This window comes from Rheinheimera sp. MMS21-TC3 (assembly GCF_032229285.1).
GTDB lineage: Bacteria > Pseudomonadota > Gammaproteobacteria > Enterobacterales > Alteromonadaceae > Alishewanella.
Map to the genome: position 1 here is coordinate 2,696,782 of NZ_CP135084.1, position 13,694 is coordinate 2,710,475.

The following is a 13,694-nucleotide window of genomic DNA, read 5'->3' on the forward strand; positions in this document are numbered from 1 at the left end:
ACTCATTATGAAATTTATTGAAGCAAACTTTGATGGCCTCGTTGGTCCAACTCATAACTATGCAGGCCTATCTATTGGCAATATAGCGTCTTTATCTAATGCTAAAAACACTTCAAGCCCGCGCCAAGCTGCCAAACAAGGCTTAAGTAAAATGAAAGCCTTACATGACCTTGGTATGGTTCAAGGCGTACTTGCGCCACAAGAGCGCCCTGATGTCCATACACTACGCCGGCTAGGCTTTTCTGGCTCTGATGCTGCTGTTATCGAAAAAGCCGCTAAACAAGCTCCTGCTGTGTTTAAAGCGGTTTGCTCTGCATCAAGTATGTGGACAGCCAATGCAGCAACTATTTCACCTAGTGCAGATACTGCAAATAATAAAGTCCACTTTACACCTGCTAATTTAACCAATAAATTTCATCGTTCATTAGAACCTAGCACAACAGGCAACATATTACAGGCTATGTTCCGCGATCCTAAGTATTTTTCGCATCATACACATTTACCAGATAATGACCACTTTGGTGATGAAGGCGCGGCAAATCATACCAGACTTTGTAGTCAGTATGGCAAAACCGGTGTTGAGCTTTTTGTTTTTGGTCGCTACGCTTTTGATAGCACTAAACCTGCCCCAACACGCTACCCTGCCAGACATACCTTAGAAGCTTGTGAAGCTGTAGCCCGCTTACACGGTTTAAATCAAGACCAAGTAGTCTATATGCAACAAAACCCTGATGTAATTGACCAAGGGGTATTTCATAACGATGTTATTGCCGTTGGCAATCAAAACGTGCTGTTTTATCATCAACAAGCTTTTGTTGATAGCAAAAATAAACTAGCCGAGTTACAACGTAAATTTGGCAATGACCAAGAACTCCATCTGATTGAAGTTAAAACAGACGAAGTTAGTGTTGAACAAGCAATTAAAACCTATTTATTTAATACTCAAGTTATCACTCTTCCTAATGGTGAGATGGCCATTATTGCGCCAACAGAATGCCGCGACAACCCTACAGTACATAGCTATTTACAACAACTAACAAGCCGTGGCACGCCAATTAAACAAGTTCACTATTATGATGTTAAGCAAAGCATGCAAAATGGTGGTGGCCCTGCTTGTTTAAGACTACGGGTAGTTTTAAGTGAACAAGAGCAAGCCGCGGTCAATCAGCACGTAATTATGAATGACAACCTATTTGCTGATTTAAACCAGTGGGTAGATAAGCATTACCGTGATGAATTATCAGAAGCAGACTTAGCTGATCCCCAATTATTGGTTGAGTCACGCACCGCTTTAGATGAATTAACCCAACTATTAGATTTAGGATCGGTTTATCAGTTTCAACAAAGTAAATAAGCTCGTTTAAATAGCACTTAAAGCGATTAAACAAATTTAGTCGCTTTAAGTGCTTCGCTATTCTCTTCCTTGCTAAAACGTTTCTGCTAGCTGTTGTTTTAGTTTATCGTCTTCTGTAGTAGATGTTAGGGCCTGAACTATAGTGTGTGCCAATTCTTTGTCACCATTTAATGCATATAACTGAGCCAAGCGAAACTGAGCCCATTCTCGACGCTCTTCTTCTGTAGATTCTGCAATAAATTGCAATAACATAGCGATAGCTTCAGTTATTTTTGTTTTAGCCAGTATCGCATTTCGAGCTAACTGATATCTGCTTTCTAATATTAGCTGCGACGCTGCATCATCAACAGCAGGCTGTTGAATAGCTTGTGCAAATAAGCTTATGGCGGCCGTATAGTCTTGTTTTGCTGCTAACTGCTGAGCTCGATAAAAATAAGGTTCAGGCCGAGACTTTAACTCTACAGCCTGCTCTAAAAACTGCTCAAAGTCCGTTGTGTCAGCAAAATCAATAATCTTAATTTCTAACAACAAGCCTTGTAACTTATCTATTGCTTTTAACTGGTTAGCTAAAGCTAGCGCAGCATCTTTATCCCCCCCCGCTATACTAGGAGCTTGAGCAAGATAACTGGCTAGAGCAATGTAGCTACGAGGATGCTCTGGTGCAAGTTTCAGCGCAGTTTCATAAGCTTTTTTACAACGCTTAGCATAACCTAAAGCACTAAACATACTAGCCGATGTGGCTTTATTACAACTCGCTGTTGCATACCAATGCTGATAATCTGCATTATTAGCTTCATATTTAACGGCTTTTTTTAATAGCTCTTCAGCTAAATCGGTATTATTTAACTTTGCTTCTGTTTCGCCCCATAAAGCAAGCAACTGGGCATCTTTGGTTTTCGGGGTTACTTTATCTACCAATAATTGCTTAGCTGCCTGATAATCTTTGGCTTGCCATAAGGCTTTTACTTGTGAAGCTAAACTAGCATTGTCTGCTTGCGCTATAGCGCTAAAAAGCAAAAAAACAGATAAGAAAAAAGCCATGCGCATTTAACCGCTCCACATAAACATGATTTAGATAATTATAAGCACTATAAAGTAATGCTATTATACTGGCCACAACTTAGATGTAACAAATCATATACAATAAAAAAGGAGCCTAAGCTCCTTTTTTTTATTGTAATTTTTACCCTGCCACATCACATGATTGCAGCATTCCAAAAGGATTTGCTGGCGGTGAAGCGTTTTCATTTACAACATCTTCACTTGAAACCGGTAGCAAATACTCTCTATATGACACATTTTCTGTTCCTGAAGCTAAACCAGTAACTTGTAAACGGACATTTAGCCATGCTCCTACATCTTGCGGGTAAGTCACTTTAAAAGTTGCAATTCCGCTTTCATCTGAAGTAACAGTTCTGTCTACTACAGCGATATTTCCTGGGGTTAATTGACCATCAAAATTAATATCTTCTTTATCATCTAAGATGCCATTAAAGTTAGCGTCTTCGCTATCACAATATATAGGAGAGGTATGCGCACCTGGCGTTCCCGATGTAATCCAACGTTTAAATGATTCAGGCGGAAGCGGAGACGGCACCCATACCCCCTTTTTATAACCTAAAGATACCACTGCTACATTTAGTTCTTGATTAGCTATAGGGTTACCTGAACTATCTGTAACTATAATTGAAAACTCTTTAGCATAAGTACTTAGCGAAGGCTTTGTAATTGTATTTCCCGTACCAAAGCGGAAGAATAGCGTTCTTTTGCCTACTGCAATATCAACTTTATCATTTATAGCGTTATCATCTTGTAAAGAAGCGTTTACTACTAAGTTTAGGCCATTAACGCCTCCGCCGGTAGTCGTATCTGCGGTAAATACAGTAGAAGCAATACCCTGCGAATTTGTTACTGCAGTACCTGTGCTTTTTACACCCCCTGCAGAATTATCTAGAGTAAATACAATCGTTTGATTTTTAACTGGGTTATTATTTTCGTCACGCACTATAGCTCTAATAGCACTTGATTCACCCGCACCTAACTGAGTAGGAAAAGCTTGTGCTTCAACTTGAGTTGGATTTACTGCTACAAACTCAACTATCTTTTTCGCGCTTACCGCTTCAGTGCCTTCTCCACCTATTGCGCTAATAGTTGACATACCAGCATAAGTCGAGCGGATAATAGCTTCAGCTTTACCGTCAGCATCAGTAGTACCGTAGGACGTTACTTTTTTATTAACTAAGTTGGCTTCTGTGTCGGCAATAACACCGCGAGTAGTATTAAAAGTTACTGTTTTATTAGCGTTAGGCAAATCATTAACTAGCCATTCGACATTAAGCGCTTGGGCTGTATTAAGATCTACTTCTAATATTGTGTCCTGATCCGCTTCAACGAAAGCAAAAGCATCAGCACTGATATTAATAGTAGCACTATTAGTGCTACCTAAACCCATGACCGTAAGCGTATCTACGCCGCTATTTACAGCGGTATAAGTAAAGCTAGCTTTAGCTGCAGAGCCAGCAGTTATAGGCGTTGTATTACTTAAAGTATTACCTAAAGCCGATACAACCTCTAATTGTTGGCCTTGAATGCCATTATCATTAGAATCAGTTAAAAACACGTCGACCGTTGCCGTATCTCCTAGCACAACAGACGAAGGCGCTGCTATAACTATAGAGGTACCAAAAACGGTAATTTTCAATTCTGCGCTTTGTTGTTGCACAATAGCCCTAATAGTAATATCACGCAATTCTTTATCTATTTGTGTAGTTAAACTAGCTTTAGCCACACCATTAAGTCCGGTTACACTATCAATTTTTACTAGCTCACCTGAATCTGCAAAGAAATCTACCGGCACATTAGCCACAACAACGTTATTAGAATCTCGAACTAATGCACTTAATTCTACTTTATCCCCCGCGCCAGTGCCTAGCTGCAAAGTATCGGCAATTAATGACACGCTGCCAATAGTGACATCAACACTGTCACCACCATCGCCTGCAGAGTTAAAGCCTACATTTGTAATAGCATCATTAAAACTGGCTTCTACTTGGCCGGCGCCAGATTTAGTTCCTACCAATAAAACAATAGTTGCTACACCATTAGCATCAGTAAGTGCTGTACCAGATTGATTGCTAAATGAAGCTAAGGCTGGGTCGCTTAGGGTAAAGCTAATAACCTTATTAGCTATTACACCATTATTTGTCGCACTTAACGTTGCTTTTACCGTAAGCGGTGTAGCTTGCGATAATTCGCTCGACGCTAAACCATTAGATTTAGCTAAAGTAAGATCTAGAGAGTAAACAACATCAGTATTGCCACCTCCAGTGTTACCAGTACCTAGTGAACCACCACCGCCGCAAGCGGCCAATGCTGATAGTATTAGCGCAATAAATAGTCGCTGGACGTTCCGCATGAAAACTCTCCCTAGCTGTTTTTTTATAATTTATTTTTTGATTTATAATACATCTTAAACAATAACCTTATAAAGATCATTGCAATTTTAATTTTTTTTTGTCTTTATCTGCCCATCTATAGCACAACCTGTTAGTCTTAGCGCCATTCAATACTCATTATTAGTCAGAAGTTATGGCAAACGATAAAAAATTAGGCTTAACAGCCCGCATTGTTATTGGCATGTGCGCCGGTATTCTTGTTGGATTTTTATTCAAAACAATCTTAGCTGGCCAAGAAGAGCGCATCCTTTCTATCTTTGGGTTCGACTTTGCAATTAAAGCATTTTTTGTTGATGGTTTATTCCATGTTGGTGGTGAAATATTTATTGCCAGCTTAAAAATGCTTGTTGTACCTTTAGTTTTTGTCTCTCTAGTATGTGGTACTTGCTCACTTTCCGATACTTCAAGTTTAGGTAGGCTAGGCGGAAAAACTATAGGTTTATATCTACTTACTACTGCTATTGCTATTTCCATCGCTATTTTTGCAGCCTTAATCTTTAGCCCTGGTTTAGGCGTAGAAATGCAAGCAGACACTACTTTTAGTTTAAGTGAAGCCCCTTCGCTATCACAGGTATTTATTAATATATTCCCCAGCAATCCGTTTGAGTCTATGGCTAAAGGTAACATGCTGCAGGTTATTGTTTTTGCAGTATTATTTGGTTTAGCTATGGCTATGAGCGGTAAATCAGGTGAACGCTTAGCCGCTGTATTCTCTGATTTAAACGATGTAATTATGAAATTAGTCACAGTACTGATGAATTTAGCGCCTTATGGTGTGTTTTTCTTAATGGCTAAATTGTTTACTACCTTAGGGTTTGAAACTATCGCTAGCTTAGCTAAGTACTTTGCTGTGGTGTTATTTGTATTGTTATTTCATGGTTTTGTGGTGTATGGCGCTATGCTAAAATTAGTGTCGGGTTTAAATCCAAAGATTTTCTTTAGTAAAATGCGCGATGCCGCCTTATTTGGCTTTAGTACCTCAAGCAGTAACGCTTCTATGCCAGTAACAATGGAGACAGTCACTAAAAAGTTAGGCGTCAAAAATAGTGTTGCTTCTTTTACTGTTCCACTTGGCGCCACCATCAATATGGATGGTACTGCTATTATGCAAGGCGTTGCTACGGTATTTATTGCTCAAGTTTTTGCTGTTGACTTAACAATCACTGACTTTTTAATGGTTATTCTAACTGCAACCTTAGCCTCAGTCGGTACAGCAGGCGTTCCAGGCGTTGGCTTAATCATGCTAGCTATGGTGTTGCAGCAAGTTGGCCTACCGGTTGAAGGTATAGGTTTAATTATTGGTGTTGATAGACTACTAGATATGACCAGAACTTCTGTCAATATCAGTGGTGACGCTATGGTGTCGTGTATCGTAGGTAAGAGTGAAAAAGAATTCGATATTGATGTATTTAATGATCCTAATGCTGGTGTTAAAGACGAAAACATAGACTTTAATCAACTGCGCTAACTTATAAAAATCTTATAAAGCCCATACCTAATTTATATTTAGCTATGGGCTTTTTTGTTTGCTCTAATTAAAACTTATTAAGTAAGCGGTTTCTATCAACTTTGATACCGAAAATTTACGCTTTGCGAAGCCTTTAGCAGTAAGATCTTGCACAGCTAACTCTTTGATACTCGCCGAGGGAAATAATGCTTCTAGCTCCAACTTACTTACACTAAACGGCGGCCCTACTTTTTCATCTTGTGGGTAGTCAACGCTAATCAGCAACATTTTAGTGCCCGCTTTAAATAATGTTAATAACTTAGCCGCATATTGCAGGCGCATAGCTTCTGGTAAGGCAACTAAAGCCGCTCTATCATAGATAAACTGGCATTCAGTTATGGCTTGCTTAGGCAAGTTGAAAAAATCGCCGTTCCATATCGTAATCTGCTCTGTTTGATAGCATCTAAAGTTATTAGTTGCTTCGCTAACACTAGGCTCTAACTGATGCTGAGCAAAAAAATCACGGCATGCGATATCAGATAACTCAGCCCCTACAACACTATAGCTTTTAGCTAAAAACGCTAGATCTAAAGACTTGCCGCATAAAGGTACAAATACCTTAGTTGCTGTTGGCAAAGCTAACTGTGGCAATAGCTCCTGCAACATAGGGTGGACATCATCTAATTGAAACCCTAAATGATCATTTTGCCAACAAGCTAACCAAAATTCTGCATCCATTAATATACCCGAGTTATTTGTGCTAGCTTTTGCCACCAAATAGATAAAATCCCAGCAGAGCCAACACCTATTTTTTCAGCAATACCCTTTTTCAATTGAAACTTAACTTGATAAATATGCCGCGTTGCTAAGTGTGACAATATATAGTCATCACTTGTCTGTAGGCTATCTACTAAGTTTAACTCTAAAGCTTGATAGCCAAACCAATGCTCACCAGTAGCCACTTTATCAATCTCTAATTGTGGCCTATGGTCTTGAACAAAACGTTTAAATAAGTGATGAGTCTGTTCTAATTCTTGCTGAAACTTCTCTCGACCTGAATCCGTATTTTTTGCAAATAAAGTGACAGTGCGCTTAAACTCACCCGCTGTAAACTGCTCAAAATCAACATCATGTTTTTGTAGTAACTTATGAAAATTGGGCAATTGAGCAATAACACCTATAGAACCAACAATAGCAAAAGGTGCGGCTAATAATTTATTACCTATACAGGCCATCATATAGCCACCGCTTGCTGCCACTTTATCTACAGCAACAGTTAAAGGAATATTTTGCTGCCGTAAACGATCTAGCTGTGACGCGGCCAAACCATAGCCATGAACGACACCGCCGCCGCTCTCTAAGCGTAACAACACTTCATCTTCAACTGTTGCCACAGCTAATATTGCAGTCACCTCTTCGCGTAAGGCATCCACTTCTTTTGCATCCATACTGCCATTAAAATCTACTACATATAATCTTTTTTCTAAAACATTAGCCGAGTTTTTGTGCTGTTTATACCAGCTTTTAAACTGCTTTTTAGTTAACAATTTTTGTTGCATTTGTGCAACGCGTTGTTGATACTGCTCCGTTAAATCGGTAAACATTAATTGAGCTTTACTTGGCCGAGACTTTGCTGCAGCCGCCCCTACTATCAAGACAATAATGACAGCAAAAGCCAACACAAAAGTTACTGTTTTTGCCAAAAACAAACCATATTCATAAATAAATTCCAATCTAGTACCCTCTTAAAATGTCATGCAACATTGTAACCTGTTTTAAAAATAGAAAAAGCTCGGCAAGCCGAGCTTTTTAAGCTGCAGGTTAGATATTAATTAGCGGGTGCAATCACACTAACATCACTAATTTGTATACCTGCGCCTTGCGTTTTAAAGAAGCTAGCCGTTTGGGTTTGCATTTCTTTAGTTGCAGCAGCACTAGCCGCAGGGCTTAGAATTGAACCATGATTCCCTGCACTAAAACGCGTAATCGCATTTTGTCCTTGCAAAGAAACAGAGCCTGCAGCAGAACCATTTATATTTCCAGCCGCCAACAAGCGAGCTAAAGGCTCTGTACCCGCTAATGGCATTTTACCTGCTTGTAAAGCCGCTAATGGATTAGCAAAACCATTTGGTACTACTTGGTCAGATAAGTTATCAACGCCATCACCCACAACTTCAATTACATAGCTTGGCGTTTCAGACACTACTAAGCGTTGGGCATAGTTATTTGGGTCCCCTGCATCTGTTACTGTTTGGGCAGCAAAAGCAAACTGACTAAAAGCATTATTTAACGCGGTTAAAGCAGCTGTATTGCCAGTTTGCTGTAAGTACTCAACAAAAGGAGGGTAACAAGCAGCAAAAGGTGGCACCATAGGCGCACCACAACCGCCATTCACTTCCGTAGCAAATTTAATATAAGATTGAGCCGTTTCTCCCCCTGCACCCAGCATTATGCTGGCTTTTATTAACGGACTAAATGAAGGTGAATCTAATAAAAAGTTTGCGACAGCACCACCTGGCATAGCCAAAGTAGCAGTTTTAATATTATACAAACCATCTAACGCTGGATTGCCACTTGGCGTATTTGCCATAGCAACCATAGATGTTCCAGTAATTGCTCCTAGTGAGTGACCTAAAAACTGAACGTTAGACAGATCAAACTGTAAGCCTTGAGTAAAGTTTAAGCCTAAACGTAAACCCAACATATCAGCAATACTTTGTCTTAAATTATCGCGTGTTACTAATAAATTAGACAAGTTCATATAATCAGTTGCTGAATTGGTAGTGGCATTCATAACTACAGTTCTAGTCTCACCATTTTCTGTGGGAACCTCTACACTAAAACCACGGCTACCATGCAAAGGGTGGTCAATAGCAACAGTAGCAAAGCCTTGTAAAGATAAAGAGCCAGTAATGGCAAGCATATCTTCTTTTTTAGAGGTAATACCGTGTTGCAAAATCACAACAGGCCAACCAGCTGCAGGCATTACCAAACCATAATCACTATTTGGTACTGTAATTTGCACCGCAAGGGTTTGCATACTGTTAGTTTTTGGAATGGTATTAAATTTTGTTAGATGCCGCGCCTTATCTAATTGTGAAACGACAGCACCTTCTTCATCATACTGAGTTAAATCACGTAAAGCGCCATTACTGGCTCCCTGACAATAAGCATCATTAGCAGAAACCGGCGTAGCTGGTTTCATAGAGGCAGGTAAGGCAGCAATAATAGCACCACTATCACAACGGGCTAACCAACGGGTATTTAATGGCGCTGTAGGGTTGATTTCTGTTGGCTCACCTAAATAATAGGGCAGTTGAATAGAACCTGTATATAAACGAGCTAATTTAAATAAGAAACGAGGATCATCGTAACTATCTGCAATGGTTTGACCTGGGAATAACATATCTGAAACTAAGGCTCCAGTATCACTGGTCATCAAGATGGGTGGCGTATTATTGTTTAATGGACTTGGTGCCATTAAACCTTTAATTGCAGCTAAGACATCACCTGCTGATTGAGTAGTAATAGCCGCAGTGTAAATTATATCTTCTTTATCAATACCCTCTGTAGCAACAGCATTTTCAAAGTTGTTAATTAACTGTTGTAAGTTACGCTGTGACTCTGTGCTAAGCGGTTTAGTGGCAAAATCTTGTTTAACTAATTCATAAGATGTTGAAGGCGCAATAGCATTACCTTCACTGTCCTCAAGCACTGACGTTAATACCAATAAATAACTGGTCTTAGGCTTTAAGGGCTTTAAAGGGATAACAGCAACACTATTGCCTTTAGCTGCAGTTACAAAGTCTTGGCCAAAGGTTAATTGGCTAACAGTCTTACAAGCAAAACCACGAGGCACTGCGCGACAACTTTCATCACTAGATGCTGAGTCGCCCATCAAGACTTCAAAAATTCGAACTGCATCAGGCCGACTAGCTGAAGTAGCATCTAAGCTCACGCCGGCCGTAAAATCTATATCAATCGCAAAAGGATTCTGGGTTGACCAACCATCTAGTGCACCTAAAGCAACTTGGGGATTGGTATAGTCTGGTGAATCACCGGCATCTAAAGTTAAAGTACCATCTGTAGTGCCTTGAAATAATAAATCGTTTGGTACCGATAAACGTGGTACTGATGCGCCCGGATCAAACACCACTCTAGATAAGGGTACAATTGGATTGTCTTGTGCGTCGTCTTTTATATCTTGTAGCGAGTCACCGCATGCGGTTAATCCTAATGCGACCGCAACAGCTATGCTTAATGCTAGCTTGTTCATAATCTTCTCTCCCCGTCCTAATCTCTATTTTTTATTTGCAAAGTAAAAGCTTACTCTGCTTATTTTGAAATCTTTAGCCAAATTTAGCCATTAACAGCTACGACCAGTTAAAGTTAACTCAATAAATCATAAATCGCTAGTTGAAAACAACAGAATAAATGAAGAAAGGTGCAAATTTTATGATTAAAGCGTATGCTGACGCCATTTTTTACCGCTACGAGTGATTATTATGCAACAGTATAAAGCAGCAAAAGATGCATTAAAAAATAAAACTATTCTGGTTACTGGTGCCGGTGATGGCATAGGTAAAGAAGCGGCATTAACTTATGCTGCCCATGGTGCAACAGTAATTTTGCTAGGCAGAACAGTAAAAAAACTAACCGCTGTTTATGATGAAATTATTGCCAATGGCGGAGCTGAGCCTGCCATTATCCCGCTTGATTTAAAAGGCGCCACTGCAAAACATTATCGTGATATGGCCAGCACTATCCAAAATGAGTTTGGTCACTTAGATGGCCTTTTACACAATGCCGGAATTTTAGGTGTATTAACCCCTTTTGAGCATATAGATTTAGAGACTTGGCAAAATATTATGCAAGTGAATGTCACCTCCGCTATGCTGATGACTCAAGCATTATTGCCGGTGATGCGTTTAGCACCTAAAGCATCTATAGTGTTTACATCTTCAGGAGTTGGCAGGACAGGCCGTGCATACTGGGGGCCTTATGCGGTATCCAAATTTGCTACAGAGGGCTTAATGGAAGTAATGGCTGACGAATTTGAGGCATCTAATATAAGAGTTAACTGTATCAACCCAGGTGCCACTCGAACCTCAATGCGTAGCAGTGCTTATCCGGCAGAAGATGTGATGACGCTAAAAACGCCAGCTGACCTAATGTGGCTATATTTATATTTAATGAGTGATGACAGTATTAATGAAAATGGTCAATCATTAGACGCACAACCTAAACGATAACAAAACTGGCTTGCCTTTAATATCTAATACTTTAGCGTTAAACATAATCAAACTTATCTATGATTATTAAAAACAATATTAGGCAAGCCAATTTTACTAAAAAGCTGTTACTTCTTAGTTAAGATCTCACCGCCGTTAGCTTGGGCCCATTCGTTCCAAATTACGACTTTAGAATTAAAGTTTTCAACGGCTTGCTCAGTTGCTTCAGTAATTAAACGATCCACTTCAGCGCTATATTTAGCATCAACTTTCGCCACTGGTACTATTTTAATACCACGAGCCTGTAAACCCTTTTTCATAGTATGGGTACGCAATAACTTTAGCTGACCATCTTCAACATAAAAGTATTGGCTGTCTTTGTTTATCGTTTTAAATTTTGGCTTAACAGGTCTTTTGCTTGCTTTAACTTTATGAGTGCTATCTTCTACAGATACAAGATCTGTACTCTGTTTATATCCTAACTGCTCTAAAGTAAAACCTTGCGACTTGGCTAAAGACTCTAATTGCTCTATTAACTCAACTTCTTGCTGTCTATCAGCTAATACTGTGTTTAACACTTCGATTGCTTCAGTTAATTTAACTAAGGTAAGTTCTTTTGCCGCTTTTTTTAAAGCCCGTTTTTCTAATAACAATGACATGATGCTCTCCAGTGATATAACGTGCTATAAGCATAATCAATAAGCATCTATAAATAAAGATAATAAACAAAATCATTACAAACAATAATCTTAAATCATTCAGCCTCTGTTAATACAGATATGATTTCAGCTGTTTTTTGTTTCATTAATCCATAATTATGTTTCGATTCTACATTTAATCTTAAGACGCTCTCTGTATTAGAAAGCCTAACATTAAAACGCCAACTGTCTAACTCCATACTTAACCCGTCAGTATAATCAATTATAGTTGCCATATCTTTATACTTTGCAGCTATATAATTCATCTTACATTCAGGGTTATTAATTTTAAAATTAAGCTCTCCTGAAGAAGGATAATCCTTTATCATAGCAGCAACTTGTTTATAAAGTGATTCACCAGTTACCGATATCAACTCCGCTACTAATAACCACGGGATCATACCACTGTCGCAATAAGCAAAGTCTCTAAAATAATGATGGGCACTCATTTCTCCGCCATAAATAGCATCTTCTTTTCGCATTCGCTCTTTAATAAATGCATGGCCGGTTTTACTTAATACTGCTATCCCCGCTAGCTGTTTTACTATTGCTTGGCTATTCCAATATAAACGAGGATCATGAATGATTTTCGCTCCAGGTTGGCGCCGTAAAAAAGCCGCAGCAAGTAAGCCAACAATATAATAACCTTCAATAAAGTTACCCTGATGATCAAATAAAAAACAACGATCAAAATCGCCATCCCAGGCTATACCCATATCTGCTTTATGTTGCACCACAGCTGCTGAGGTTACCGCTCTGTTTTCAGGTAATAATGGATTAGGAATACCGTTAGGAAAGCTTGCATCAGGCTGGTGATGTACTTTAATAAAAGTAATTGGAATATTTTGCGCTATAAAGTGTTGCTCTATAGCATCTACTACATGTCCTGCAGCACCATTACCAGAGTTTACAACTAGCTTTAATGGCTTTAGCTTAGCTAGATCGATAAAACTAAGCATTTTAGCCACGTATGGCTGTAACAGTGATTGACGAGAATAGCCTACGCCAGAAAAAGTAACTGTTTGCTCTGGAGCAATTTTACTACTTTGCCGACAAAATTGTTCAAAATCAGCAGCCGGAAACGGAAAGGTCAATAAAGCTGCTGTCAATTGTTTAATCTCAGCCAGACCAGTATCTCCACTAATAGGCCTGGCATCTTCGCGCACTAGTTTCATGCCATTATAATCAATAGGGTTATGGCTAGCTGTGACTTCAATAGCACCTTGAATATCCAGATACTGAGCAGCAAAGTAAACTTCTTCAGTACCCGTCATACCTAAATCTATAACAGAAACACCTTCTGTTAATAAGCCAAAGGCTAAGGCTAGCTTTAATCGCTCAGATGTCGCCCTTACGTCGGCCCCTAAAGCAACCTGTTTAGGCTGTAGATGCTGAGCAAAAGCACGACCAATACAAAAGGCAACATGCTCATTTAGTTCAGTGCCTAACTTGCCACGAATATCATAGGCTTTAAAGCATGATAGCTGTTCTATCTTATTTTCTATCATC

The 13,694-nt window shown here is 39.3% G+C and carries 10 protein-coding genes; 3 read left to right on the forward strand and 7 right to left on the reverse strand.

The genetic code is table 11. From position 1 onward, the window contains the following. Positions 1-7 precede the first annotated feature (7 nt). Positions 8-1,354 (forward strand): N-succinylarginine dihydrolase, encoded by a 1,347-nt coding sequence (gene astB / locus RDV63_RS13110; protein ID WP_313909954.1) that lies wholly within the window; start codon positions 8-10, stop codon positions 1,352-1,354. Between the two features lie 72 nt (positions 1,355-1,426). On the opposite strand, the gene RDV63_RS13115 is transcribed toward astB, so the two are convergent. Further along, positions 1,427-2,401 (reverse strand): hypothetical protein, encoded by a 975-nt coding sequence (locus tag RDV63_RS13115; RefSeq protein WP_313909955.1) that lies wholly within the window; start codon positions 2,399-2,401, stop codon positions 1,427-1,429. Positions 2,402-2,537: 136 nt separating this feature from the next. After that, a complete protein-coding gene (locus RDV63_RS13120) occupies positions 2,538-4,769 on the reverse strand; it encodes an Ig-like domain-containing protein (protein WP_313909956.1) in 2,232 nt (743 codons plus the stop codon). Positions 4,770-4,942: 173 nt separating this feature from the next. On the opposite strand from RDV63_RS13120, the gene RDV63_RS13125 reads away from it, so the two are divergent. Further along, a complete protein-coding gene (locus RDV63_RS13125) occupies positions 4,943-6,277 on the forward strand; it encodes a dicarboxylate/amino acid:cation symporter (protein WP_313909957.1) in 1,335 nt (444 codons plus the stop codon). Between the two features lie 63 nt (positions 6,278-6,340). Here RDV63_RS13125 and RDV63_RS13130 read toward each other — a convergent pair whose 3' ends face one another. The 3 genes from RDV63_RS13130 to RDV63_RS13140 form a co-directional block, all read right to left on the reverse strand. After that, positions 6,341-6,994, reverse strand: coding sequence for a thiopurine S-methyltransferase (locus RDV63_RS13130; protein ID WP_313909958.1), 654 nt, complete (start codon positions 6,992-6,994; stop codon positions 6,341-6,343). Further along, positions 6,994-7,989: a protease SohB gene (gene sohB, locus RDV63_RS13135; RefSeq protein ID WP_313909959.1), complete on the reverse strand. Its 996-nt coding sequence runs from the start codon at positions 7,987-7,989 to the stop codon at positions 6,994-6,996. Before sohB ends, RDV63_RS13130 begins: the two co-directional genes overlap by 1 nt. A gap of 95 nt (positions 7,990-8,084) precedes the next feature. Continuing rightward, positions 8,085-10,532, reverse strand: coding sequence for a VolA/Pla-1 family phospholipase (locus RDV63_RS13140; protein ID WP_313909960.1), 2,448 nt, complete (start codon positions 10,530-10,532; stop codon positions 8,085-8,087). Positions 10,533-10,761: 229 nt separating this feature from the next. Between RDV63_RS13140 and RDV63_RS13145 the strand changes: the two genes are divergently transcribed. Beyond that, positions 10,762-11,508, forward strand: a complete 747-nt coding sequence (locus RDV63_RS13145; RefSeq protein ID WP_313909961.1) for a YciK family oxidoreductase — start codon at positions 10,762-10,764, stop codon at positions 11,506-11,508. 107 nt (positions 11,509-11,615) lie between these two features. Here RDV63_RS13145 and RDV63_RS13150 read toward each other — a convergent pair whose 3' ends face one another. Next, on the reverse strand, positions 11,616-12,146 hold the full coding sequence (locus RDV63_RS13150) for an H-NS histone family protein (protein WP_313909962.1): 531 nt from the start codon (positions 12,144-12,146) through the stop codon (positions 11,616-11,618). A gap of 95 nt (positions 12,147-12,241) precedes the next feature. Further along, positions 12,242-13,693 carry a phosphomannomutase CpsG gene (locus RDV63_RS13155; protein WP_409934864.1) on the reverse strand — a complete coding sequence of 484 codons (1,452 nt, stop codon included), beginning with the start codon at positions 13,691-13,693 and terminating at the stop codon, positions 12,242-12,244. Between the last annotated feature and the right edge of the window lies 1 nt (position 13,694).

What these genes read in the sequence shown, in the direction of transcription:
- astB (WP_313909954.1), top strand. Translation starts at nt 8, where the DNA reads ATGAAATTTATTGAAGCAAACTTTGATGGCCTCGTTGGTCCAACTCAT.
- RDV63_RS13115 (WP_313909955.1), bottom strand. Translation starts at nt 2,401, where the DNA reads ATGCGCATGGCTTTTTTCTTATCTGTTTTTTTGCTTTTTAGCGCTATA.
- RDV63_RS13120 (WP_313909956.1), bottom strand. Translation starts at nt 4,769, where the DNA reads ATGCGGAACGTCCAGCGACTATTTATTGCGCTAATACTATCAGCATTG.
- RDV63_RS13125 (WP_313909957.1), top strand. Translation starts at nt 4,943, where the DNA reads ATGGCAAACGATAAAAAATTAGGCTTAACAGCCCGCATTGTTATTGGC.
- RDV63_RS13130 (WP_313909958.1), bottom strand. Translation starts at nt 6,994, where the DNA reads ATGGATGCAGAATTTTGGTTAGCTTGTTGGCAAAATGATCATTTAGGG.
- RDV63_RS13140 (WP_313909960.1), bottom strand. Translation starts at nt 10,532, where the DNA reads ATGAACAAGCTAGCATTAAGCATAGCTGTTGCGGTCGCATTAGGATTA.
- RDV63_RS13145 (WP_313909961.1), top strand. Translation starts at nt 10,762, where the DNA reads ATGCAACAGTATAAAGCAGCAAAAGATGCATTAAAAAATAAAACTATT.
- RDV63_RS13150 (WP_313909962.1), bottom strand. Translation starts at nt 12,146, where the DNA reads ATGTCATTGTTATTAGAAAAACGGGCTTTAAAAAAAGCGGCAAAAGAA.
- RDV63_RS13155 (WP_409934864.1), bottom strand. Translation starts at nt 13,693, where the DNA reads ATGATAGAAAATAAGATAGAACAGCTATCATGCTTTAAAGCCTATGAT.